The 22,512-nt window shown below is 73.2% G+C and carries 22 protein-coding genes; 7 read left to right on the top strand and 15 right to left on the bottom strand.

Annotation, left to right across the window (positions count from 1 at the left end):
* Nucleotides 1-4: 4 nt before the first annotated feature.
* A complete protein-coding gene (locus J421_RS05475; protein WP_025410160.1) occupies nucleotides 5-526 on the bottom strand; it encodes a DinB family protein in 522 nt (173 codons plus the stop codon).
* Nucleotides 527-607: 81 nt separating this feature from the next.
* Here J421_RS05475 and J421_RS05470 point away from each other — a divergent pair, with 81 nt between their 5' ends.
* Nucleotides 608-805: a hypothetical protein gene (locus tag J421_RS05470; protein WP_025410159.1), complete on the top strand. Its 198-nt coding sequence runs from the start codon at nucleotides 608-610 to the stop codon at nucleotides 803-805.
* 85 nt (nucleotides 806-890) lie between these two features.
* Here J421_RS05470 and J421_RS05465 read toward each other — a convergent pair whose 3' ends face one another.
* On the bottom strand, nucleotides 891-1,280 hold the full coding sequence (locus J421_RS05465) for a hypothetical protein (RefSeq protein ID WP_148306166.1): 390 nt from the start codon (nucleotides 1,278-1,280) through the stop codon (nucleotides 891-893).
* A 119-nt stretch (nucleotides 1,281-1,399) separates the two neighbouring features.
* Entirely contained in the window at nucleotides 1,400-2,056 is a 657-nt protein-coding gene (locus J421_RS05460) for an NAD-dependent epimerase/dehydratase family protein (RefSeq protein WP_025410157.1), read from the bottom strand.
* 167 nt (nucleotides 2,057-2,223) lie between these two features.
* On the opposite strand from J421_RS05460, the gene J421_RS05455 reads away from it, so the two are divergent.
* Entirely contained in the window at nucleotides 2,224-2,775 is a 552-nt protein-coding gene (locus tag J421_RS05455) for a PEP-CTERM sorting domain-containing protein (protein WP_025410156.1), read from the top strand.
* A 79-nt stretch (nucleotides 2,776-2,854) separates the two neighbouring features.
* On the opposite strand, the gene J421_RS05450 is transcribed toward J421_RS05455, so the two are convergent.
* From J421_RS05450 to J421_RS05445, 3 genes are all read right to left on the bottom strand, one after another.
* Entirely contained in the window at nucleotides 2,855-3,751 is an 897-nt protein-coding gene (locus J421_RS05450) for an alpha/beta fold hydrolase (protein WP_025410155.1), read from the bottom strand.
* 278 nt (nucleotides 3,752-4,029) lie between these two features.
* Nucleotides 4,030-4,587, bottom strand: a complete 558-nt coding sequence (locus tag J421_RS31980; protein WP_148306165.1) for a hypothetical protein — start codon at nucleotides 4,585-4,587, stop codon at nucleotides 4,030-4,032.
* Nucleotides 4,584-5,021, bottom strand: a complete 438-nt coding sequence (locus J421_RS05445; RefSeq protein ID WP_201773106.1) for a nucleotide triphosphate diphosphatase NUDT15 — start codon at nucleotides 5,019-5,021, stop codon at nucleotides 4,584-4,586. The genes J421_RS31980 and J421_RS05445 overlap by 4 nt, the downstream gene beginning before the upstream one ends.
* A gap of 9 nt (nucleotides 5,022-5,030) precedes the next feature.
* Between J421_RS05445 and aac(3)-IV the strand changes: the two genes are divergently transcribed.
* Complete coding sequence (aac(3)-IV, locus tag J421_RS05440; RefSeq protein ID WP_025410153.1) at nucleotides 5,031-5,840, top strand: AAC(3)-IV family aminoglycoside N-acetyltransferase; 810 nt, start codon at nucleotides 5,031-5,033, stop codon at nucleotides 5,838-5,840.
* Between the two features lie 194 nt (nucleotides 5,841-6,034).
* Here the strand turns inward: aac(3)-IV and bla are convergent, their stop codons facing one another.
* The 4 genes from bla to J421_RS05420 form a co-directional block, all read right to left on the bottom strand.
* Nucleotides 6,035-8,095, bottom strand: coding sequence for a subclass B3 metallo-beta-lactamase (bla, locus tag J421_RS05435; RefSeq protein ID WP_104022287.1), 2,061 nt, complete (start codon nucleotides 8,093-8,095; stop codon nucleotides 6,035-6,037).
* Entirely contained in the window at nucleotides 8,079-8,663 is a 585-nt protein-coding gene (locus J421_RS05430; protein WP_025410152.1) for a hypothetical protein, read from the bottom strand. The genes bla and J421_RS05430 overlap by 17 nt, the downstream gene beginning before the upstream one ends.
* A 41-nt stretch (nucleotides 8,664-8,704) precedes the next feature.
* Complete coding sequence (locus J421_RS05425) at nucleotides 8,705-9,214, bottom strand: hypothetical protein (RefSeq protein ID WP_025410151.1); 510 nt, start codon at nucleotides 9,212-9,214, stop codon at nucleotides 8,705-8,707.
* A 66-nt stretch (nucleotides 9,215-9,280) separates the two neighbouring features.
* Complete coding sequence (locus J421_RS05420) at nucleotides 9,281-10,930, bottom strand: Ig-like domain-containing protein (RefSeq protein ID WP_148306164.1); 1,650 nt, start codon at nucleotides 10,928-10,930, stop codon at nucleotides 9,281-9,283.
* A gap of 117 nt (nucleotides 10,931-11,047) precedes the next feature.
* Here J421_RS05420 and J421_RS05415 point away from each other — a divergent pair, with 117 nt between their 5' ends.
* The 3 genes from J421_RS05415 to J421_RS05405 all read left to right on the top strand — a co-directional run bounded on the left by J421_RS05415 (nucleotide 11,048) and on the right by J421_RS05405 (nucleotide 16,995).
* Nucleotides 11,048-11,401, top strand: a complete 354-nt coding sequence (locus tag J421_RS05415; protein WP_201773105.1) for a PadR family transcriptional regulator — start codon at nucleotides 11,048-11,050, stop codon at nucleotides 11,399-11,401.
* An 11-nt stretch (nucleotides 11,402-11,412) separates the two neighbouring features.
* Entirely contained in the window at nucleotides 11,413-14,082 is a 2,670-nt protein-coding gene (locus tag J421_RS05410) for an ABC transporter permease (protein WP_025410148.1), read from the top strand.
* A 216-nt stretch (nucleotides 14,083-14,298) separates the two neighbouring features.
* Nucleotides 14,299-16,995: an ABC transporter permease gene (locus J421_RS05405; RefSeq protein ID WP_025410147.1), complete on the top strand. Its 2,697-nt coding sequence runs from the start codon at nucleotides 14,299-14,301 to the stop codon at nucleotides 16,993-16,995.
* A 70-nt stretch (nucleotides 16,996-17,065) separates the two neighbouring features.
* On the opposite strand, the gene J421_RS05400 is transcribed toward J421_RS05405, so the two are convergent.
* The gene (locus tag J421_RS05400) at nucleotides 17,066-17,398 is read right to left on the bottom strand and encodes a TM2 domain-containing protein (RefSeq protein WP_025410146.1); all 333 of its coding nucleotides are present in this window, start codon (nucleotides 17,396-17,398) and stop codon (nucleotides 17,066-17,068) included.
* Complete coding sequence (locus tag J421_RS05395) at nucleotides 17,395-17,799, bottom strand: YciI family protein (RefSeq protein ID WP_025410145.1); 405 nt, start codon at nucleotides 17,797-17,799, stop codon at nucleotides 17,395-17,397. The genes J421_RS05400 and J421_RS05395 overlap by 4 nt, the downstream gene beginning before the upstream one ends.
* Before the next feature lie 111 nt (nucleotides 17,800-17,910).
* Between J421_RS05395 and J421_RS05390 the strand changes: the two genes are divergently transcribed.
* Nucleotides 17,911-20,061 carry a TIM-barrel domain-containing protein gene (locus J421_RS05390; protein WP_025410144.1) on the top strand — a complete coding sequence of 717 codons (2,151 nt, stop codon included), beginning with the start codon at nucleotides 17,911-17,913 and terminating at the stop codon, nucleotides 20,059-20,061.
* Between the two features lie 48 nt (nucleotides 20,062-20,109).
* Here J421_RS05390 and J421_RS05385 read toward each other — a convergent pair whose 3' ends face one another.
* The 3 genes from J421_RS05385 to J421_RS05375 all read right to left on the bottom strand — a co-directional run bounded on the left by J421_RS05385 (nucleotide 20,110) and on the right by J421_RS05375 (nucleotide 22,452).
* Nucleotides 20,110-21,063 carry a nitrilase family protein gene (locus J421_RS05385; protein WP_025410143.1) on the bottom strand — a complete coding sequence of 318 codons (954 nt, stop codon included), beginning with the start codon at nucleotides 21,061-21,063 and terminating at the stop codon, nucleotides 20,110-20,112.
* A 17-nt stretch (nucleotides 21,064-21,080) separates the two neighbouring features.
* Nucleotides 21,081-21,542: an SgcJ/EcaC family oxidoreductase gene (locus J421_RS05380; RefSeq protein WP_025410142.1), complete on the bottom strand. Its 462-nt coding sequence runs from the start codon at nucleotides 21,540-21,542 to the stop codon at nucleotides 21,081-21,083.
* Between the two features lie 352 nt (nucleotides 21,543-21,894).
* Nucleotides 21,895-22,452 carry a cupin domain-containing protein gene (locus J421_RS05375; RefSeq protein WP_025410141.1) on the bottom strand — a complete coding sequence of 186 codons (558 nt, stop codon included), beginning with the start codon at nucleotides 22,450-22,452 and terminating at the stop codon, nucleotides 21,895-21,897.
* Nucleotides 22,453-22,512: the final 60 nt, after the last annotated feature.

The following is a 22,512-nucleotide window of genomic DNA, read 5'->3' as shown; positions in this document are numbered from 1 at the left end:
CGGTTCACGCGGCCCCGATCTTCGTGTCCGCCGTCGGCCCGTACATCGACGGCACCGGCACGTCGCGCAGCCGGAGGTACACGCCGAGCTGCGCACGGTGGTGCACGAGGTGGTTCAGCACGCCCGTGCGGAGCATGAGGTAGCGGCTCTTCCGGTCGACGACGTTGCCCGCCGCCTTCATCGTCCACTCGACGGCGAACGCCTCGTCCGTGCACGCCGCGAGCGCCGCGCGCGCCTCGGCCACGTTGCGGTCGAACAGCGCGAGCAGCGTCGGCGTCGTCTCGATGGTGTAGCCCGAGCCGGGCGGACGGTCCTTCGGCGCGATGTCGACCTCGGTCTCGCGCATCATCATCGACACCCAGCTCGGCATCATCGCGCAGAGCTGCGCGAGGTGGGCGAGCGGGAACGACTTCGGGTGCGGGCGCCACTCGCCGACGCCGTCCCCGTCGGGGACGCGCTCGAGCACGCGGCGGGTGGTGGCCATCTCCTCGTCGAACTCCGGGAGCAGCAGGTCGGCGATCGCCATGAGCGGTAAAGCGGAGGGTGAGAGCGGGGGACGGCACGAGCCCTGCCTCGACGACGTCTCGGTCAGCGACTCGGAGGACTCATGGACCGGAACGATGCACACTCCCGGCGCCCGCCCCGGACGACCGACGAGACCGACGCGGCGTCGATCGACGAGCGCGGCACCGAGAACGGCGAGGCGAACCCGCCGCACACGACCACCGGCAAGATCACGAGCCCGAAGTTCGGCGCGGCCGGCAGCGGCGGCGCGGAGCTGGAGCCGGGACCGGAGAGAGACTGAGTACGACGGCTGCGTGGCTGCGTGGCTGCGTGCCGTCCCTGTGAACAGGACGCAGCCACGCAGCCATGCAGCTACGCAGCATCAGTCACCAGTCTCCCCGGCTGTTCAGCTGCTCGAACGCGTACCGCACCGCGAACGCGTGCGCGTCGCCGATCTCCTCGGGCACCTCGATCCACGGCACGAGCGCGTCGCCGTACTCGTAGGCCGCCTGCGCGCGCGCGTCGGCGAGGGAGCTGTGCCAGGTGTCGCCGGCGAGCTCGCCGTGCGCCGTGTAGCGGAACAGCATCGCGCCGCCGCCCCCACCCCCTGGCCCGGTCCGCGGCGTCGTGTCGGCGACGACGAGCACCACGTCGGGAACGGGCAGCATCTTCGACGGGTCGAGAGGGAAGCCCGCGGTCTGGGCGACTCGACGCTCGCCGGCGAGCGCGCCGACGAGCGCCACGTAGCGCGTGGGCGGTTGGGTTGGATCACTCATGGACGACCTCGCGCGATCCGGTTGATGGGCCCCGTGCGGACGGGCCGATGCGGATAGAGTAGCACGCCGTCGCCGGGGTCGGCCAGCACCGCGCGCGGGCGAGCGCCGCGCACGGCACCTCACAGCGCGTTGATGTCCGCCATCTCCAGCACCGGCGTCGGATGGCCCCGACGCGCCACGGCGAGCATCGCGCGTCCCACCTGCTCCGTCGTCGTCACCGCGTTCGGGAAGCGCCGCTTCAGCAGCGGCGTGAACGGCGCGAGCACCGCGTAGCCGGCGCGGTAGAGCCGCGTCTTCGAGCGGATGCCGTGCAGCGGCTGGATCATCCCCGGCCGGAACAGGAACGTCTTCAGCGGAAGCCGCAGCAGCGCGTTCTCCGTGCGCCCCTTCACGCGCGCCCACATCGTGCGCCCGCGCTCCGTCGAGTCGGTGCCGGCGCCCGTCACGTACACGAACGTCATCCCCGGGTTCAGCCGCGCGAGCGTCGTCGCGACGGCGAGCGTGAGATCGTACGTCACGCGCGTGTAGCGCTCCTCGGACATCCCCGCCGACGACACGCCGAGGCAGAAGAAGCACGCGTCGAAGCCGACGAGCTCCGACTCCAGCGGCGCGAGGTCGTACAGATCCGTGGCGACGATCTCGCGCAGCTTCGGGTGCGACTGCCCCGTCGCGCTCCGGCCGACGGTGACGACGCGCGCGACGTCGGGCGCGAGCAGGCACTCGCGCAGCACGCCCTGACCGACCATGCCGGTGGCGCCGAACAGCAGGACGTTCATGTAATGGACCCCTGACGTGATGCGCCGCCTAACGCGACGCTCGACCGACCCGGGTGTGGTGCCGACGCCACGAATGCGTCGCGCACGTGCGCCGTTGTGTCGTCCGCGCGGCTGTCGCACAATGCCTGCGCTTCCGTCATACACTCACCCAACCTCGCCGCCCCTCCATGTCCCGCCTCGCTCGCGTCGTCGCTGCTGCCGTCTTCGCGGTCGCCCTGTCGACCCCCGTCGCGTCCGCGCATGCGGCGCCCGTCACCACGTACACGTTCGTCGGCAGCTGGTTCGTCGGCGACGGTCCGATCTGGAGCACGAACCCGCAGGCGATGTCCGGCCGCATGACCGCCGCATACCTGTTCGGCGGCTCGCCGACGGACTACGCCATCTCCACGCTCGGCAACGACCCGACGACGATCAACTTCAAGGCGTACCTGGATGGCTACGGCGACGCGCAGTACCTCTACACCCCGGCCGACCAGGACTTCTTCCAGAGCTCCCGCGCGGATGGCGGATATGATGCGTGGCCGTCCTACTCGGCGTATGTGTGCGACCATCAGGACTGCTACGGCGCGGTGCGGAACCTGGACCCCGCCATCCAGAACTATGCCTTCCGCGCCGACGTGACGTCGACGCCCGAGCCGGCCTCGCTCGCGCTCATGGGCACCGGCCTCCTCGTCATCGGTGGCGTCGTGCGTCGCACGCGCGCGCAGGCGAACGGCTGAGTCGCGGCATCACGCCGCTCGTCGTGCGACCAGGGGGCTCCGAGTCGGGGCCCCCTCGTCACGTATCCGACGGTCGCCGTCACCGGTGGTTCGCGTCGAGGAACGCGAGCACCGCGGCGTCGAACGCCTCCGGGCGCTCCATGTTCGGCAGATGTCCGCAGCCGTCGAGCGCGGCGAGCTTCCCGTTAGGCAGCGCCCGCGCGTAGTCCTCACCCCACCGCAGCGGCGTCGTGCGATCCTCGCGGCACCACACGAACAGCGCCGGCACGCGCACGCGCGCGAGCTCCTCGAGCGTGTAGGGTGCGCGGTGGTCGGCGAGGTGGCGCTGGATGGTGTAGCCGTCGCCTGCGCCGAGCCGGTACGCGAGCCGCGCGCGCACGACCTCCGGCGTGACGAGCGCGGAATCGTGGAAGGCCTCGAGCAGGCCCGCGCGCACGCCGGCGAGGCTCGGCCCCGCCGGCGGCGTGCGCGCGCCCCCCTCGTGCGCGCCCGGCCCGCTGTTCGACGCCGCGACGACGATCGCCTCGACCATGTCGGGGTGATCGAGCGCCATCTGCACGGCGAGCGCGCCGCCCATCACCGCGCCGACGAACGTCGCGCTCCGGATCCCCTTCGCGCGCAGCAGCTCCGCGAAGCCGTCGGTCCACGTGTCCATCTTGTAGTCGACGAGCGGCTTGTCCGACCGGCCGAGGCCTAACGGGTCGACGGCGATCACGTGGTAGCGGCGCGCGAGCGCGGGCACGTTCTGCGCGAACATGTGCGCGTCCCACGCGAGGTTCGGCACGAGCACGAGGACGGGCGCGCTCGCGGGTCCGGTCTCGTAGTACGCCAGGCGCTGGCCGAACGCGCGGACGTAGCGGACGGGGAGGGGGAGCGTGTCGAGCAGGCGCGAGTGCGGCGCGTGCTCGCCCTGCTGGGCGACGAGTGGGGATGTCGCGAGCAGAAAGCCTAGGCCGAGCTTCGCGAGGCGCTTCATGTTGTCTCTCGACGAGAGTGGTCGTCCAGCCCAAGCCAGCCACGGCCTCGCCGCCCGCGACCTCGGCGCCGGAGGCCGCTCGTCACGCCGCGCCGTCGCGCACGAACCGGTCCGCCGACGCGAGCAGCCGCCGCCCGACGTACGCCACGCATCCACCGTGTGGCGCCCGAACACGAGGTAGATCAGGCGAGTACCCTGGGGAACCAGGAGCGATCGAACAGATCTCGAGATCCTCTTCATTGCCGTCGGATCCCCAGTCGTACTCGCCGCCCGCCTCGCTACGGCACCGGCTCGTCCGTCACCGGTTGCACCACGCGGCGGTACACCACCGTGCGCGACGGCTGGTCGCGGTGCTCGCGCTGCCGTCCCCATAACCGGTCGCACGCCACGCGGCCGATGAACCGCGCCGTGTCGATCCCCTCACGGAACCGATCGAGCGGCACCGCCGGCACGTCGAACGCGAGCGAGTCGCCGCCCGACAGCTGCACGCGCAGGAACGTCGCCGTGTCCGCGCGGTCGATGCCGCCGAGCACGCGCATGCCGTCCACGCCGCCGCCCGCACGGTAGAACGTGAGCCACACGCCGATCGTGTCCCCCGTCTCCGGGTCAGGCCGCACGTCGCCGTAGACCGCGCTGTCCCCCGTTAGGCACCCGAAGATCGCGTGCGGCGGCCCGTCGAGCGCGAGCAGCGAGTCCCACGCCGCACTGGCCGAGTCGGGCCGGACCGGCACGCGGGCCGCCGCGCCGCGCTCCGCGCCCACGCACGCGCCCATGCCTGCCCACGCGCACGCCGCGCCCGCCAGCATCGTTAGGCATCTCCGCCGCGCCGGCCTCACGGCGCGAACCCCGTCGCGCGCAGCGACGCGAGCGGCGCGAACAGCGGCTCGGGGAGCGTCTCCCACGCGTGCCACTCCCAGCGCTCGCACTTCTCCGGCTCCAGCACGCGCGGCTCCCCCGACGCGTCGCGCGACACGGCGAACAGCGTGACGTAGTGCTTGCCCTCCGCCGCGAACGTGTCGACCGTGTACGGGCCCCGCTCCACCGCGCCCAAGCGCAGCCCGGTCTCCTCCGCCGCCTCGCGGCGCGCGCACGACTCCGCGCTCTCGCCGAACTCCAGATGCCCGCCCGGCGGCGCCCACGTGCCCGCGCCGTGGCTGCCGCGGCGGAGGCCGAGCAGCACGTGGCCGCCGCGGCAGATCAGCACGCCCACGCCCACACGCGTGCGGCGCTCGGGCGCGCGCTCCATGGTCTCCGGCTCGACGGGTGACATCTTGGAGGGATGACGGATACCGAACATGAATCCGCCGCGCGCCCGGGCGCCAGCCGCGCCACGCTCGTCGCGCAGCTTCGCGCGCTCGGCGTGCGCGATGGCGACGTGCTGCTCGTCCACACGTCGTTCCGCGCGGTGCGTCCCGTCGACGGTGGGCCCGCTGGGCTGATCGACGCGCTGCGCGACGCGGTCGGTCCCACCGGCACGCTCGTCATGCCGTCATGGGGCGACGACGACGAGCAGCCGTTCGATCCCGAGCGCACGCCGGCCGCGGCGGACCTCGGCGTCGTGGCCGAGCAGTTCCGACGGCTTCCCGGCGTGCGACGGAGCGCGCACGCCGCCGCGTTCGCCGCGCTCGGCCCCGCGGCCGCGGAGATCACCGCCGACCCGCTGCCGCTGCCGCCGCATCGCGCCGAGAGCCCCGTCGGACGCGTGCACGACGTCGATGGCCTCGTGCTGCTGCTCGGCGTCGGCCACGACGCGGACACCACGCTGCACCTCGCCGAGCTGCTCGCCGGCGTGCCGTACCGCACGCGCAAGCACGTCACCGTGCGCGGCCCCGACGGCGCGCCCACGCGCCTCGCCTACGACGAGAACGACCACTGCTGCGCGCGGTTCGCGCTCGCCGACGACTGGCTCCGCGCGCGCGGCCTGCAGCGCGAGGGACCCGTCGGCTCCGCGCATGCGCGCCTCGTCCGCTCGCGCGACGTCGTCGCCGTCGCCCGCGAACGACTCGCCCGCGAGCCGCTGCTGTTCCTGCACCCGTTAGGCGAGTGCGAGGAGTGCGACATGGCGCGGGCGAGCGTCCCCGGCGCGTGACGTCGCACGCGGAGGCGCGGAGAACGCGGAGAAATGCCTCGGCTGTGTGTGTTAACCACAGAGGACGCAGAGGACGCAGAGGAAACCAACAAGAATTGGTTCCCCTCTGCGTCCTCTGCGTCCTCTGTGGTTCAATACAAGAAACGGTTCTCCGCGTGCTCCGCGCCTCCGCGTGAGCAGCCGTGCGCTCCCGCCTAACGACCCGCCCTCTCGGTCGCGAGCCGACGCGCCAGCGCCGCCCGTCCCGTCGCGGCGTACCGTCGGCACGCCTCGCGGTCCACGAGCGCGTCCGCGTTCCCCGAGTCGCGCGCCGCGACGCGCTCCCAGAGCTGGGACGCGCCCGGGTGCGGCGTGAGGAGCACGTCGCACGAGAGGCCCTCCAGCACCGCGAAGCCGCGCTCGAAGTCGCGCACCGCGTTCGGGTACGTCGTGTTCTCCGCGAACGCGAAGCCGTCCGCCGATACCGGCGTCTGGCTGTCGGCGTAGACGAGATCCAGGCAGCGGTCCCCCTCGCACGACCGCCACGTCCACGTCGTCCCGCCCGGCGTGTGGCCCGGCGTGAAGCGCGCCGTGAGCGATACGCCCGCCACGCGCACCGTCTCGCCGTCGGCGAGCACGCGCGCGTTAGGCACTTTCGGGTACGACGCCACGATCCCCGCCTGCGGGTCGTCGCGCGCGATGCCGCCGGCGGCGAGCCACCGCGCGCTCGGCGGGCTCGCCGCCACCCGCGCGCCCGACGCGCGGCGTAGCGCCTCGATGCCGCCCGCGTGATCGAAGTGCGCGTGGGAGTTCACGATCAGCTTCACGTCCTCGAGCCGGAAGCCGAGCGCGCGCACGTTCGCGGCGATTTGCGGCGCGGACTCGGGCAGCGCGGCGTCGATCAGCACGTGGCCGCCGGGCGACGTGAGCAGGATCGCGCCGAGGCCGTGCGTCCCCACCCACCACGCGTTGCCGAGGATGCGGAACGGCCGCTGCGGCACGTTCCAGTCCGCGCACGCGGCGCAGTTCGGCGTCCGGCGCGTGAGCGTGGAGTCGAGCGGGCGCGCGCCGGGCAGCGAGTCGCGCCCGAACAGCCAGCGGTACGCGGCGGGGAACTCGCGCCGCCAGAACCACTCCGCGTGCTTGCCGTCCTCCGCGACGATCGACCGCACCGCGGTCGACGGGAAGCCCGCGGCGAGCAGCGTATCCACCATGAGACGCTGGTCGGCCGCCGGTCCGCCCGACGGCGTCTCGCGCGCGCCGACGACGAAGTAGAGGCGCGGCACCGCACCGCGCGCGCCGGCGTGTGGGCCGGCGTGCGCGCGGGCGTACGACAGGATCCTCGTGCCCGCCACCCAGCACGCGCACGAGAACACTCCCGCGCGGCCGAACACGTTCGGGTACTTCAGCGCTGCGTAGAGCGAGATCAGCCCGCCCATGCTCGAGCCCATCACGCCCGTGTGCGCGGCGTCGGGGCGTGTGCGGTAGTGCGCGTCGACCCACGGCTTCAGCGTGCGCGCGAGGAACTCCACGTACGCGTCCCCCTCGCCGCCGCCCAACGACCGGTCGGTGCTGCGCCACGGGTCGTACTCGTCCATGCGGTGCGTGCCGCCGTTGTCCACCGCGACGACGATCGCGCCCGGATCGCCAGACGCCGTCAGGCTGTCGAGCGACTCGTCGACGCCCCACTCGCCGGCGAAGCTCGTCGCCGCGTCGAACACGTTCTGCCCGTCGTGCAGGTACAGCACCGGGTAGCGTCGCGTCGACGTCGCGTAGCCGGGCGGCAGGTAGATCCACACGCGCCGCGCGCGCCCCAGCTGCGGGATGAGGAACGAGTCGCGCACCACGCGCACGTTCGGTGACGCCGTCGACCGCGGCGGCGCGGACGTGGCGCGCGCGGAGCGGTCGCGCCATCCCGACACCGTCACGTCGAGCGTCGCCGCGCCCGACGGCGGCACCGTTATCGTGCGGTTGGGCACGTCCGCGCCCGACGACGTCGTCTCCACCGTGGCCCACGAGCCACGCGTGAGCTTGAGCTCCAGCGGGCCGCGCACCGAGTCGGGGAGCGTGATCGTCCACACGCCGTCGGCGCCGCGCGCGAGCGCCCAACGCGACGCGCCCGGATCCCACCGGTTGAACGTCCCCGCGACGTGCACCGTGCCGTCGTTAGGCGTGTCCGGCGGCACCGTCGCGCGGATCGTGAGCTGCGCGCTCCCCGGTGTCGCGAGCGAGAGTGCGAGCGACGCCGCCGCGATCGTGTTAGGCAGCTGGCGCATCGCTCTCCGCGGGCGTGGGCTGCGGCTGGCGCTCGCGCGTGCGCCGCACCGCGACGTACGACGCCGTGTCCCAGGCGTTGTGGATGCCGATGAACAGCAGCAGCAGCGTCCCCGCGGCGAGCGAGAACATCCCCGCGTCGGGGTGGTGGCGCACCGTGAACAGGCCCGCCACGGCGGCCATGAGGTACGCGATCACCGGCAGGATCGCGTGCCATATCCAGTCCTCGAGCACCGGCTGATAGCCCCGCTGCCGCCGCGTGCGCGCCACCACAATCGCCGCGTATGCGAGCCCCGCGACGCCGGTCAGCGCCACCGTGAGACCGGCCGCCTCGAGCGACGGCCACGGAGCGCTGAGCAGCGCGGAGAGCAGCAGCGCGGAGCCGAAGTGCACCACCGTCGGCGTGCCGAACGCCGCCAGCGTCTCCTCGCGCAGCCCGACCGCGTCCTCGGCCTGCTCCTGGCCGATGAACGCGATCACCACGAACTGCAGGCCGGTGAGCGCCGCCGCGGCGGTGCCGATCAGCAGGTAGAAGCTCTCCCAGGCGGAGAGCGGCGAGGGCTCGGTCATGCCGACAACCTACGCCCGCCGTCAACGCCTTCCGGCGACGCTCAGACCCCGTCCGAGCGCTGGTAGCGGAGCCCGTCGAGCACCAGCGTCGTGCCGGTGAGCCCCGTCTCCACGGCGAAGCGCGCGCGCAGCGTCACCGACGGCGTCGATGGCGCGGCGGCGAGCGTGATCGACACGATCCCACCGCCGCCGGTCCAGCGCCCGCCCGCGCGGTCCACCGCGACCGCCTGGCCGAGTGGCGTGAGCGTCGTCACGACACGGGATGCCGAGCCGTCCGACCCGAACGTCCACTCGATGCGCGTGAGCAGCCCACCGCCACCGGGGCCGCTCGCCTCGACGTGCGTCCACCGGCCGACGAGCGCCGCGGCGCTGGTGCCGGTCGTCGTCGAGCCGGCGAACGTTCCTCCTCCGCGGTCGCCGACCGAGACGAGCGTCGCGCCGGTCGGCCCGAGGCTGCCGGCGAACGTGCCGTCGTCACACCCCGCGACCGTCAGCGCGAGCAGCGCGAGCAGCGCGAGCAGCGCGGCCGCGACCAGTCTGGAAGTCGACATGGATCCCTCCCGACGATGCACCCACCACGTGACTGCCGGGATCGTGCCGACGGCCACGACCCTCGTCTATGGGGTGACCACGATCGGAAACTCGTTCGCCGGGACGCCCGGCGCGGTGGCCGTGATCTTCGCGACCCCCACGAAGTCGTAGCTGTCCAGCACCACGGTCACCACGCCGGTCGCGCCGGTCGTCAGCGAGGTGACGGCGGTACCGGGGACGCGGCTCGGCGTCGAGACCACGCCGGCCGCGGCCGGCGACACGGCGAAGCTGATCGTGGCGTTCGGTATCGGTGTGCCGTAGGCGTCCCGTACGCTCACGTCGAACGGGCGCGATCGGTACCCCGACTGCACCGAGGGAAGCCCGTAGTAGACCGTGAGCCAGTCCCACCCGATGGCGGCCGGCGGCCCCGGGGCCACCCGAATGTTGAACCACACCTGCTGTTGCGATGCGCTCGACCGCATGGCGGCGACGATCTTCCAGCCGGAGGTGGCCCCGATATCCACGCGCCCCGACGTCGCGATTCCGTCGGGATCCGTCACCTGTCGTGGGTGGTCGACCGTGACCTCCTTCTGCAGCGGGACGAAGTCGATCGGCACGGCGGCTACCCCATTGCCGTAGCGATCGACCGCCCGAACACTCAGCCCGAGCGCGAGTGTCGAGTGAGGCGCGGCGTGCTGCTCGTCTCCACCCGCGAGCTGGAGGCGTGCGAACACGTCCGCTCGGCCGACGACGGTGAACGCGAGACGCTTCTCGCCGACCACCGCCGTCACCGTGTTCGGCCCGGCCACCGTGTCCAGGGTGAACGACGCGACGGAGGCGCGCCCCTGCGCGTCGGTGACCGGGTCGGCGCCGCCGACGGCGCTCAGCGGCACCACCGTCCCGTGCCCGGCCGTGACGAGGAACGCCACGGGCACGCCGGCGACCGGGTTCCCGTTCGCGTCCCGCACCCGCACCGACGGCACCGACGGTTGGCCGACCGTCGAGCCGACGACCGCGCTGTCCGGGAAGGAGAACAGCGCGTCCACGACCGCCGGCGCCCCCGCCAGACCGGTGGCCGAGAGCTGCGCCGACAGTGATGCGCCGACGACCTGCGCGCGTAGCAGGTTCGTCCCGATGGTGGCGCCGAGCTGCCAGCTCCCGGCCGTCGCGAGGCCGGTCGCGTCGGTCGTCGCGGTGTCGCCGGAGAGCCGCCCGCCGCCGCTCTCGACCACGAACGCGACGCGGACCCCGGGCACCCCGTTGCCGCCGACGTCGCGGACCCGCACCGCCGGCCGGACGGCCACCGCCGTGCCGGCGACCGCGCTCTGGGCGTCGCCGGCGGCGACCTCGAGCCGCTCCGGGCGTCCCGCGCCGACCGTGGCGCTGATGGTGAGCGGGGGCAGCGAGCCGGCGGTCGCGGTGAGCGTCTGGGTGCCCGTGGCGCTGCCGACGATCCACGTCGTGCGGCCCTCGCCGCCGCCGTCGGTGAGCGCCGTCGGCGCAGTCACGGTGCCGGCACTCGGCGCGAACGCGACCGTCTGACCCGGCAGGCCGCGCCCGTCGGTGCCGACGACGCGCACCACCACGGCGACAGAATCGCCGACTCGTGCGCTGACCGATTGCGAGGTGCCGGCGACGACGGCGGCGGGCGTCGGCGGCTCGACGTCGGTCCCGCCGCAGGCGCCGACCAGGAGGGACGTACCGACCATCGGCGCGAGGAGTCGAAAGCGGCTCATGCTTCTTCCTACGGCCCAGCCCGCGCGACAGTTGTCGAAGAAACCCTTGACCCTCGTTCGCGTGTCCCACAGCATGGACCCCTGAAAACATCAGGTATGAGAACCTCAGGGGTAACCATGACCGGCGCCGCCCGCATGACCACCGACGACAGCCTCGACCTCCTCCGCGGCACGCTCGACGTGCTGATCCTCAAGGCCCTCACCTGGGGACCCCGCCACGGCTACGCCGTCGCGCGATGGATCGAGGACGTCACCGGCGGCACCCTCCAGGTCGAGGAGGGGGCGCTCTATCACGCCCTCCACCGCCTCGAGAAGCGCGCCTGGCTGGCGAGCGAGTGGGGCGTCTCCGAGACGAACCGCCGCGCCAAGTACTACACGCTCTCCCCCGCCGGCCGGCAGCAGCTCGTCCAGCAGACCGCGACCTGGACGCGCTACGCCGAAGCGGTGTTCGCCGCCCTGCGCCTCGCCTAAGGAGCGCCGCCATGCCCCTCCCGCACGGGGTCCGGCGCGCCTTCCGCCTCGCTCGGCGGCGGCCGCCCATCGAGCAGGAGATCGACGACGAGGTGGCGTTCCACCTCGAGATGCGCGCCGCGGAGCTCGCGGCGCGCGGCCTCACCCCCGACGACGCGCTCGCCGAGGCGCGGCGCCGGTTCGGCGACACCCATCACTGGAGCGTGGCGATGAGCGCGGTCGATCGGGAGCGCGTGGCGGAGCGCGGGCGCACGGAATGGCTCACCGACCTCCGGCAGGATCTGCGGTACGGCGTGCGCGCGCTGCGCCGCACGCCGCTGTTCTCCCTCCTCGCCGTCGTGACGCTCGCGCTGGGCATCGGGGCCAACGCGGCGGTGTTCGGCGTGCTGAAGTCGGTGCTGCTCGACGCGCTCCCGTACGCCGACGCCGGCCGCCTGGTGCGCGTCTACGCCCGGATGCTCGACGGCTCGATGGACCACGCGCCGATCAGCGCGGGCGAGATCACCGACCTCCGCGAGCGACAGCGGTCGTTCTCCCGCGTCGCGTCGTTCGAGTCGCAGACGCGCGACGTGATCCTCGAGGGAGAGACGGGGCCCGTCGTGATGAAGATGAACTACACCGAGCCCGCGCTGTTCCCGACGCTCGGCGTGAACGTCGCGCGCGGCCGCGTGCTGCGCGACGAGGACGCCGCCCCGGACACCGCGTTCAACGTCGTGCTCACGCACGCGGCGTGGCAGCGGCTGTTCGGCGGCGACCCGCGCATCCTCGAGCGGCCGGTGCGCATCAACGGCATCCCGCGCACCGTCGTCGGCGTGCTCCCGCGCGGCTTCGTCGGGCCGGTGGCGGAGGCGGACGTCTACTTCCCGATGCGGCTCGACGCGTACATGCGCACGCCGATGGACGCGCGCCGCCGCATGAACCACGGTCTGGTGGGACGCCTGAAGCCGGGCGTCACCGCGGACGCGGCGAACCGCGACGTCGCGGCGATCGGCGCCGCGCTCGCACGCGAGTACCCGCAGTTCCACTCGAAGGTCGCCGTGTGGTCCACGCCGCTGCGCGACGACATGGTCGGCGACACGCGCACGCCGCTGCTCGTGCTCATGGCGAGCGCCGGCCTCGTGCTCCTCATCACCTGCGCGAACCTCGCCGGCGCGCTCCTCTCGCGTACGATCTCGCGCCGCAAGGAGTTCGCCGTCCGCACCGCGTTGGGCGCGGGCCGTGGACGGCTCGTCAGGCAGCTGTTCACCGAGAGCACCCTGCTCTCGCTCGCCGGCGGCGCCGCGGGACTCGCGCTCGCGTCGGCCGGGCTCGCGCTGCTGCGCCGCATCGCGCCGCACGTGCTCCCCGCGTACGCCGAGCTGTCGCTCGATCCGGGCGCGGTGATGGTGACGGCCGCCGTCGCCGTCGCCGTGGGGCTCGCGTTCGGCATCGCGCCGGCGGTCGCCGCGGGGCGGTCGAACGTGCAGGGCACGCTGCGCGACGAGACGCGCGGCACGTCCGAGAGCCGGCGCACGCGCACGCTGCGTGGGCTGCTCGTCGCGGGGCAGATCGCGCTCTGCGTCAGCCTGCTCACTGGCGCCGGGCTGCTCGCCCGCACGCTGTGGGCGATCACGACCCGACCGTTGGGCCTCGACCCCGACCGCGTGCTCGCGGTGGCGGTGCAGCTCCCGCGCGCCGGCTTCGCGTCGCTCGATGCGCGTGCGCGGTTCTTCCAGCAGTACGAGGAGCGGCTGCGGGCGCTCCCCGGCGTCGTCGCGGCGGCGGCGTCGGGGCAGGTGCCGACCGGCATCCAGGGGCGCACGGGGATCTGGGTGGACGGCGTGCGCCCCGCGAACGAGCAGTCCGTGTTCCTGCTCTCCGAGGTCTCCGACGACTACTTCCGCACCCTGCGCGTGCCGCTGATCGCGGGGCGCACGTTCGGGCCGGAGGACCGCCCCGACGGGGCGACGATCTCGATCATCGTCAGCGAGCGCATCGCGCGGCAGTACTGGCCTAACGGAGGCGCCGCCGGCGCGAGCGTGCGACTCGGCCCCGAGCCGGACGCGCCGCGCGGCACGGTGGTGGGCGTCGTCGGCGACGTGCGCAACGACCCCGCGCAGCCGGAGCCCGAGGGGATCCTGTACATGAGCGTCCGCCAGATGCCGTGGAACGGCCCCGTGTTCCTGATGCGCACCGCCGGCGACCCGCTCGCGCTGCTGACGCCCGCCCGGCGCGCGCTCGCCGACATCGACCCCCGGCTCCCGCTGCACGATCCCATCACGCTGCGCACGCGGCTCGCCGACTCGCTCTCCGGCAAGCGGCTGCCGGTGGTGCTCATCACCGCGTTCGGCGCGCTGGCGCTGCTGCTCGCGTCGGTCGGCGTGTACGCGATGTTCGCCGCGATGACGGCGGCGCGCGAGAAGGAGTTCGGCGTGCGCGTCGCGCTGGGCTCCAGCCGCGCGCGCATCGCGACGCTCGTGCTCCGTCAGGGCGGCGTGTGGATGGTGCTCGGCCTCGCCGGCGGCGCGGTCGGTGTCGTGGCCGTGTCGCGCGCCGTGCGCCAGCTGCTCTACGGCGTGAGCCCGTTCGACCCCGCGACGCTCGCCGGTGCGGCGCTCGTGCTGCTCGCCTGCGGCGCCGCGGCGCTGCTCGTGCCGGTGCGGCGCGCGACGCGGGCGGATCCGATCAGCGCGCTCCGTTAGGCCGCTTCGTTCTCACGCCGAGAAGACATATGAACCGCAGAGGACGCGGGGGACCGCAGAGAACATCAACAGCAAATACCTGGAGATGAAAGGATCCCAGGATCCCTGAGGATCCTTTCATCCCCGGATCTCTTGCTGTTCGAAGAGGCAGCGCGTTCTCCGCGCCTCCGCGTGAGAATGCACCGCCACATGGAGACACCTCGAGACACCTCGACAGTGAGTCCGACACTGCCCCACGGCATCCGGCGCGCGTTCCGGCTCGCGCGGCGCCGTCCGTCGATCGAGCAGGAGGTGAGCGCGGAGGTGGCGTTCCATCTCGAGATGCGCGCCGCGGAGCTCGTCGAGCGCGGACTCACCCCCGACGCGGCCCGCGCCGAGGCCCAGCGTCGGTTCGGAGACACCAACCACTGGAGCAAGGCCATGACGGCAGAGGATCAGCAGCGCGCGGCGAGCGCCGCGCGCGTGGAGTGGCTCGGCGACCTGCAGCAGGACCTGCGCTACGGCGTGCGTTCGGCGCTGCGCGCGCCGCTGTTCTCGCTGCTCGCCATCGTCACGCTGGCGTTGGGCATCGGCGCGAACGCCGCCGTGTTCGGCGTCGTGAAGTCGGTGCTGCTCGACGCGCTGCCCTATCGCGACGCCGACCGCGTCGCGCGCGTCTACACGCGCTTCCGCGACGGCTCCATCGAGCGCGGCGCGCTCGCGCCCGGCAACGTCGTCGACATCGAGCAGCGGCAGCGGTCGTTCGCGCAGCTCGCCGCGTTCATGAACGGGCCGCGCGAGGGCGTGTTCTCCTCCGGCCGCGCCGGCGACCAGCCGAGCGTGGTGCAGGTGGAGTGGGTCGAGCCGGAGTTCTTCCGCGTGCTCGGCGTGCAGCCCGCGATGGGACGCGCGCTGCGCGACGACGACAAGGCCGACACGGTGCGCATGGTGATGCTGTCGCATCGCGGCTGGCAGCGGCTGCTGGGTGGCGATCCGCAGGTCGTCGGACGCGAGGTGCGCGTCAACGGGATCACGCGTACCGTCGTCGGCGTGCTGCCGCGCACGTTCGTTGGGCCCGCGGCCGGCACCGACGCCGAGGCCGACTTCTATTACCCGCTCGATCTGCGCCCGTACCTGCGCGACCCGATCGGTGCGCGCGGGTCGAGCTGGCTCGGGCTCGTGGGGCGCCTCAAGCCCGGCGTGACCGTCGACGCGGCCCAGCGCGACATGAGCGCGATCGCCGACCAGCTCGCGCGCGAGTACCCGCAGCACAACGCGAGCGTGGAGATGAGGACGGTCTCGGTGCGCGACGCGATGGTCGGCGACACGCGCACGCCGCTGCTCGTGCTCATGGCGAGCGCGGGGCTCGTGCTCCTGATCACCTGCGCGAACCTGGCGGGCGCGCTGCTCTCGCGTACGATCTCGCGCCGCAAGGAGTTCGCGGTCCGCACCGCGTTGGGCGCGGGGCGCGCGCGCATCATCCGACAGCTGCTGACCGAGAGCGTGCTGCTCTCGCTCGCCGGCGGCGCGGCCGGCGTGCTGCTCGCCGTGGCCGGGCTCGCGCTGCTCCGCGGAATCGCCGCGCAGGCGCTGCCGCCGTACGCGGACCTCTCGCTCGACCCGGGCGCGCTCGTCTTCACGTCGCTGCTCGCGCTCGTGACGGGGCTCGCGTTCGGCCTCGCGCCGGCGCTGTCGGTGCGCCGCGCGAACGCCCAGAGCACGCTGCGCGACGAGACGCGCGGCACGAGCGAGAGCGCGCGCTCGCGTCGGCTGCGCGGGCTGCTCGTCGCCGGCCAGATCGCGCTGTGCGTGAGTCTGCTCACGGGCGCCGGGCTCCTCACGCGCAGCCTCCTCGCCATGACGTCGACGCCGCTCGGCTTCCGCCCGGAGGGCGTGCTCACGGTGGCGGTGCAGCTCCCGGCGGCCGCCTATCGCACGCCCGAGTCGGCGGCGCGCTTCTTCGACCAGCTCGAGGAGCGGCTGCGCGGGCTCCCCGGCGTGACCGCGGTCGGCGACGTGAGCGCGCTGCCGACGAACATCCCGCAGCACAACGGCATCCGCGTGCTCGGCGCGCCGCCGCCGCCGGACGACCAGATCCCGTTCGTGCTCTACGCGAACGCGTCGGACGACTACTTCAAGACGCTCGGCATCCCGCTCCGGAAGGGGCGCACGTTCGGCCCGCAGGACCGCCCCGAGTCGCCCGCGGTGATGGTCGTCAGCGAGGCGATGGCGAGGAAGTTCTGGCCTAACGGCAACGCGTTGGGCGGCCAGCTCCGCATGGGCCCGAACCCGAACTCGATCCCGTACACCGTCGTCGGCATCGTGGGCGACGTGCGCAACGACCCCGCGCGCGCCGACGCCGAGCCGATGGCATATCTGTCGTCGCACGTCGACATCCGGCCGACGCGCTTCGTCGTGATCCGCACGAGCGGCGACCCGACCGCGCTCGTGCGGCCGTTCCAGCGCGAGCTCGCCGCGCTCGACCCCGGCGTCCCGTCGCGCGACGCGGCCGCGCTCACCGCGTTCCTCTCCGACCGCCTCACCGCGCGCCGGCTGCCGGTGGTGCTCATGAGCGCGTTCGGCGCCCTCGCGCTCGTGCTCGCGTCGGTCGGCGTGTACGCGATGTTCGCGGCGATGACGGCGGCACGCGAGCGCGAGTTCGGCGTGCGCGTCGCGTTAGGCTCCAGCCGCGGCCGCATCGCCGGCTTGGTGCTGCGTCAGGGCGGCATCTGGATGGCGCTCGGCCTCGCCGGCGGCACGCTCGGCGTGCTCGCGATCTCGCGGTTCCTCCGCGAGCTGCTGTTCGGCGTGCAGCCGTTCGACCCGGTGACGCTCGTCGGCGCGACGCTCGTGCTGCTCGCGTGCGGCGCGGCGGCGCTGCTCGTGCCCGTGCGGCGGGCGACGCGGGTGGATCCCGTCGAGGCGCTACGGTGAGGCTGGCTGCGTCGCTGCGTGGCTGCGTGGCTGCCTAACGGCTCACGCAGCCACGCAGCCACGCAGCCACTCACGTCCACGCCGTGATCTTCTCCCCGTCGGCGTCCTTGAAGCTCCCGACCACGATCATGATCATGTCCACCAGCCACCAGATCCCGAACCCGCCGAGCGTGCAGAGCTGAAGGATCCCGGTGCCCACCTTGCCGACGTAGAACCGGTGGGCACCGAACACGCCGAGGAAGAAGCAGAGCAGCGCCGCCGGCAGGATGCGCTTCTCCGAGCGCACCGCGAGCGCGGTGGTGCTCGGCTGCTTCGCGCCGCACGTCGGGCAGGCGACGGCCGCGGCGTCGATCACGGCGCCGCACGCGTAGCAGAACTTCGTCGGGCGCGTGATCGCCGTCATCTCGGCAGCGCCTCCGGGGCCTCGGGCGCGCCGACCTGGCGCCGCACGACCGCGATGTCGCGCACCGGGCGCACCTCGATGCACCCCGTGCGCGCCCACGGGATCTCCGCCGCGAGCCGCACCGCCTCGTCGATGTCCTCCGCCTCGATGAGGTTGAAGCCGCCGAGCACCTCCTTCGCCTCGGCGAACGGGCCGTCGAGCGCGCTCACGCGGCCGTTGCGGATGCGCACCGAGCGCGCCGTCTCCGGCCCCTCGAGCTGCTGGAACCCGAGCAGCGTGCCGTCCTGCGTCAGATCGTCGGCGTGCGCGAGACAGTCGCGCATCATGGAGTCGAACTGACCTTCGGGAAGCGCGCCCATGAGCGCGCTGTCGGTGTAGACGAGCAGGACGAACTTCGGCATGGCGGTCTCGCGAGGCGGGAGAGAGAACGCGGGGGACTACCGCGAATATGGGCGGACGGCGCCCCGGCGGCGAGTGGCCCGCCCCGCGACGGGCCCGTAGCTTCGCGCCCCATGGAACGCCGCCGCTTCCTCTCCCTCGCCGCCGGCTCCGTCGCGCTCCCGGGCCTGCCGCACGCCACGCATGTGCCGCGCGTCACGAGCGCGACGGCGGCCGCGCCCGAGCTCGTCCACCCCGGCGTCTGGCGGCTCACGCTCGGCACGCCGGAGCGGATCACGCCCGTCTCGACACGGCGCGTCCCGCCCGCGGCCGGCGCGTTAGGCACACTGCCCGCCGCCGGCGCGCCGCCCGTGACCGCGGTGGGCGAGGCGACGCCGCGCGGCTACGTCGTGCGCCTCCCGCTCGCGCCTAACGAATTGGTGTACGGGCTCGGCCTGCAGTTCCAGTCGTTCATCCAGCGCGGGCTGAAGAAGATGCTGCGCGTGAACGCCGACCCCGTCGTCGACTCCGGCGACTCGCACGCGCCGGTGCCGTTCTACGTCACCACGCGCGGCTACGGCGTGCTGCTCGACACGGCGCGCTACGCGACCGTCTACGCGGGCAACAAGCGGCGGAAGGGCGACCCGCCGACCGGCGACGCGGGTACCGACCTCACCGCCGACGCGCTCCCGTCGGCCTACGCGCGCTACCGCTTCCAGGATCCGAGCGAGGTGATCGTCGAGATCCCACGCGCCGCGGGCGTCGACGTGTACCTGTTCGGCGGACCGACCATGCGACTCGCCGTGCAGCGCTACAACCTGTTCGCTGGCGGCGGCGCGCTCCCGCCGCGGTGGGGGCTCGGCGTGTGGTACCGGTGCGAGCGCGACTTCGCCCAGCGCGACGTGGAGCGGCTCGCCGCCGAGTTCCGCGAGCGCGCGATGCCGTGCGACGTGCTCGGCCTCGAGCCCGGCTGGCAGACGCACGCGTACTCGTGCAGCTACGCGTGGAGCGATCGGTTTCCGGATCCGCGAGCGATGCTCGCCGGTCTCGCGCGCTCGCACTATCGCGTGAACCTCTGGGAGCACGCGTTCGTGCACCCCTCGTCGCCGATTCACGCCGCGACGACGCCGCACGCCGGCGACTATCTCGTGTGGGACGGCCTCGTCCCCGACTTCCTCGACGCGGAGGCCCGCCGCGTCTTCGCCGACTTCCACGAGCGCGAGCACATAGCGTTAGGCGTGTCGGGCTACAAGCTCGACGAGTGCGACAACTCCGACTTCACGCGCAACTGGTCGTTTCCCGAGCTCGCGCGCTTCCCGTCGGGTGCCGACGGCGAGCAGATGCACGCGCTGTTCGGCCTGCGCTACCAGGACACCGTGCAGTCGATCTTCGAGCGGCGCGGCATGCGCACCTACGGGCTCGCGCGCAACAGCGGCGCGCTCGCCGCGCCGTACCCGTACGTGCTGTACAGCGACCTGTACGACCACGCCACGTTCGTGCGCGCCGTCGCGAAGGCCGGCCTCACGGGGCTGCTGTGGACCCCCGAGGTGCGCGACGCGCGCACGCCCGAGGAGCTCGTGCGCCGGCTGCAGGCCGCCGTGCTGTCGCCGATGGCGCTCGTGAATGCGTGGTACATCAGGAACCCGCCGTGGAAGCAGGTGGACCGCGAGGCGAACAACGCGGGGCGCTTCGCCGAGGGGTGGGAGGCGGTGGAGGCGACGTGCCGCGCGGCGCTCGAGCTGCGCATGCGGCTCGTGCCGTACCTGCACGCCGCGTTCGTGCGCTACCGCCGCGAGGGGCTGCCGCCGTTCCGCCCGCTCGTGCTCGATCACCCCGACGACGTGCACGCGTGGCCCGTCGACGATGCGTACCTGATCGGCGACGCGCTGCTCGCCGCGCCCGTCGTCGCCGGCGAGTCGACGCGCACCGTGTACCTGCCGGCGGGCGACTGGTACGACTACTGGACCCACGAACGCATCGCCGGCGGCCGCCGCATCGACGTCGCGCCGCCGCTCGAGCGCGTGCCGCTGTTCGTGCGCGCCGGCGCCCTGCTCCCGCTCGCGCAGCCCACGCTCCACACCGACGACCCGCGGAGCGGCGAGCTCACCGTGCTCGCGTTCGGCGCCGCTCGCGCGACGTGCACGCTCTACGAGGACGACGGCGCACACCCGGCGGGGCTCACCGAGGTGACGCTGTCGTGGGACGGGCGAGCTGGATCCGTCAGGCGTGCGGGCCCCGAGCGGGCGCCGGGGTATCGCGTGGTGTCGTGGACACCGATCGCTTGACGTGCGCCTGTCACGGCTCCACGTACGTGGAGCCGTCCACGGCGCACCTCACTCCCCGAACCGCACCCGCCGCGTCTCCATCTCCTGCCCCGTGGAGCGCGTGAGCAACTCGTAGAGCTCCGGCCGCCGCGCGCGCATCCAGCGGCGGCCCGACGACGTCGGCAGCAGCGACGCGTCGAGGTCGGCGATCACCATGTCGTCGCCGAGCGCGCGCGACTCCACGACGATCTCACCGTACGGGTCGAGGATCATCGCGTTGCCCGTACGGATCTCGTCGTCGTCGGGCCCCACGCCGTTCGCGAACAGCAGGAACATCCCGTTGTCGTGCGCGCGGCTCGGCAGCCACCGCATGAGCCACCCGCGCCCCTTCGGTCCGCACAGCTCCGCCTCGCACGCCGCGGGATCTTCCGCGCGGCGCGCCCAGATCGCCGCGTCCACCGGCTTCATGCCGCGCGGGCTCACCGAGTTGCAACCGCCCGTCTGGTGCGGCGCGAGCAGGATCTCCGCGCCGAGCAGCGCGGTCGCGCGCGCGTTCTCCACGATGTTGTTGTCGTAGCAGATCAGCACCCCCAGGCGGCAGCCGTGCGGCGTGTCGAACACCGTGTAGTGGTCGCCGGCCGAGATGTGCGTGTGCTCGAACACGTGCAGCTTGCGGTGTACCGCGTGCCCGCCGTCGGGCATCGCGACGACGTAGCTGTTGTACACCTTGCCGCCGTCGCTCTCCAGCAGTCCCGCGCCGATCGTCAGACCATGCTCGCGCGACAGCTCCAGCAGCTCCCGCGCGCTCGGTCCGTCGGGCACCGGCTCGGCGAGCGCCTCGAAGTCCTCGCGCGAGAGCTTGCGCACGTGCCAGTAGCCCGTGAGGCACATCTCCGGGAACGCGATGATCTCGACGCCCGACCGCGCGGCCTCCGCGACGTAGTGCCGGACGCGCCCCATGTTGTACGCCTTGTCGCCCGGTGCGTGCTGGAACTGCACCGTCGCCACGCGGATGTCGCGCATGCGGGTCCTCCAGTGGTTCAGGGGCCGACCACGATCGATCCCGAGCGCCGCACCTCGTCCAGCTCGCGCGTGAGCGCCTCGCTCGCCTCGGGTCGGCCGTGGTACGCGGCGGGCGTGTTCTGCAGCTGCACGAGCCGCGGCGTGCCGTCGCGTGTCGTGATGACGACCGTCTGCACCGCGTGCACCGCCGGGTTCAGCGCGGTGCCGCCGCGCGGCACCATGCCCACCACCGCGTGCAGCAGCACCGTGTGCGCGTCGATCGAGGTCACCGCGCGCACGCGTGCCACGTACGTCGCTGTCGGGTGGTCCGCGAAGATGCCGGCGAGCGTATCCGTGATTGCGGCCCGCCCTTCCATGAGCGAGCCGTCGAAGCCGATCGAGCGGCCGTCGTCGACGAACAGCGCGCCGAACGCGCGGGCGTCGCGGCGGTTCCACGCGTCGAGCAGCCGCGTGTAGAGATCGATCGCGTCGTCGGCCATGCCATCCCTCGGGTGAGCCGTCGCCGTGCGGCGTCGCCTAACGGAACGCGTCGGCCACTCGTCCGGCAAGCCCCCGCGAACGCGCCGGCGAACAGCTCGCCGAGGATCGTCTTGCCGAGCTCCGCCTGCTTCCAGCGATGCTCGATCCGACGCTGCCGCAGCGACGCGAACGCGCCCCACACGCCGAGTGCCGCCGTCGTGAGCCCGGCCAGCACCGCGACGCGCCACTGCCACACCTGCCAGAAGTCCGGCGTCGATCCCTGGAGCATGTCGTCGACCCGCGCGAGTCGACGACGACGCTACGAGTGCCGCGCTCCGCCGTCAACGGACGACGGGCGCACGGCCGCGCGCCTCACCCGCCCACCGGCTCCGGCGCGTCCGCGTACTTCGCGTACCGACCGAGCACACGTCCCACGACGACGAGCACGGGGAAGACGAGGCGCTGCACGAGCGCGGGAACCTCGACCATCGCGAACTCGCTGCGATAGCGCCGCGCCAGGAACGCCGCGTCGAGCGGATGCGGGCGCAGGCTCCCCGTGCGCTTCTGCGACGCGAAGATCGCGGACAGGAAGTACTCCACGTTGTCGGCCGGCTCGACGTATCCCACGCACCGCAGGTCGCGCTCGCCGGCGTTCCAGAAGCGGTGCGCGTCGCCGGCCTCGAAGACGACCTCCTCGCCCGGCCCCGCGAACTCCTCCGGGCCGCCGAGCCGCTGGTACCCGATCCGTCCCTCGACGACGGTGAGCGCCTCGACCTGACGATGGTGCACGTGCATGATCGGGCCGACGCCGGGCGTGACCACGTTCTCCACCTCCAGGCGGTCGCCGCGGGCGCCGGGCACTCGGCGGAGGAACGTCAGGCGCTCGCCGGCGCCGTTGTCGATCGTGTGCGGGTAGGTGTAGCGGGACATGGGTCGCTCGGTGGACTCGGATCGATGAGGAGCGCCGAACGATGCGACGCGCGCACGCCG

The sequence above is a fragment of the Gemmatirosa kalamazoonensis genome, assembly GCF_000522985.1.
GTDB lineage: Bacteria > Gemmatimonadota > Gemmatimonadetes > Gemmatimonadales > Gemmatimonadaceae > Gemmatirosa > Gemmatirosa kalamazoonensis.
The sequence above is the reverse complement of the archived record's forward strand: the minus strand, read 5'-3'. Positions and strand labels throughout refer to the sequence as shown.

Coding starts and splice junctions, on each gene's coding strand:
- J421_RS05420 (WP_148306164.1), bottom strand. CDS start 10,930: ATGAGCCGCTTTCGACTCCTCGCGCCGATGGTCGGTACGTCCCTCCTG.
- J421_RS05375 (WP_025410141.1), bottom strand. CDS start 22,452: ATGTCCCGCTACACCTACCCGCACACGATCGACAACGGCGCCGGCGAG.
- J421_RS05460 (WP_025410157.1), bottom strand. CDS start 2,056: ATGAACGTCCTGCTGTTCGGCGCCACCGGCATGGTCGGTCAGGGCGTG.
- J421_RS05450 (WP_025410155.1), bottom strand. CDS start 3,751: ATGAAGCGCCTCGCGAAGCTCGGCCTAGGCTTTCTGCTCGCGACATCC.
- J421_RS05470 (WP_025410159.1), top strand. CDS start 608: ATGGACCGGAACGATGCACACTCCCGGCGCCCGCCCCGGACGACCGAC.
- J421_RS05400 (WP_025410146.1), bottom strand. CDS start 17,398: ATGACGGCGATCACGCGCCCGACGAAGTTCTGCTACGCGTGCGGCGCC.
- J421_RS05385 (WP_025410143.1), bottom strand. CDS start 21,063: ATGCGCGACATCCGCGTGGCGACGGTGCAGTTCCAGCACGCACCGGGC.
- J421_RS05415 (WP_201773105.1), top strand. CDS start 11,048: ATGACCGGCGCCGCCCGCATGACCACCGACGACAGCCTCGACCTCCTC.
- J421_RS05395 (WP_025410145.1), bottom strand. CDS start 17,799: ATGCCGAAGTTCGTCCTGCTCGTCTACACCGACAGCGCGCTCATGGGC.
- J421_RS05430 (WP_025410152.1), bottom strand. CDS start 8,663: ATGACCGAGCCCTCGCCGCTCTCCGCCTGGGAGAGCTTCTACCTGCTG.
- J421_RS05380 (WP_025410142.1), bottom strand. CDS start 21,542: ATGGCCGACGACGCGATCGATCTCTACACGCGGCTGCTCGACGCGTGG.
- bla (WP_104022287.1), bottom strand. CDS start 8,095: ATGCGCCAGCTGCCTAACACGATCGCGGCGGCGTCGCTCGCACTCTCG.
- J421_RS05455 (WP_025410156.1), top strand. CDS start 2,224: ATGTCCCGCCTCGCTCGCGTCGTCGCTGCTGCCGTCTTCGCGGTCGCC.
- J421_RS05425 (WP_025410151.1), bottom strand. CDS start 9,214: ATGTCGACTTCCAGACTGGTCGCGGCCGCGCTGCTCGCGCTGCTCGCG.
- J421_RS05465 (WP_148306166.1), bottom strand. CDS start 1,280: ATGAGTGATCCAACCCAACCGCCCACGCGCTACGTGGCGCTCGTCGGC.
- J421_RS05475 (WP_025410160.1), bottom strand. CDS start 526: ATGGCGATCGCCGACCTGCTGCTCCCGGAGTTCGACGAGGAGATGGCC.
- J421_RS05410 (WP_025410148.1), top strand. CDS start 11,413: ATGCCCCTCCCGCACGGGGTCCGGCGCGCCTTCCGCCTCGCTCGGCGG.
- J421_RS05445 (WP_201773106.1), bottom strand. CDS start 5,021: ATGTCACCCGTCGAGCCGGAGACCATGGAGCGCGCGCCCGAGCGCCGC.
- J421_RS05390 (WP_025410144.1), top strand. CDS start 17,911: ATGGAACGCCGCCGCTTCCTCTCCCTCGCCGCCGGCTCCGTCGCGCTC.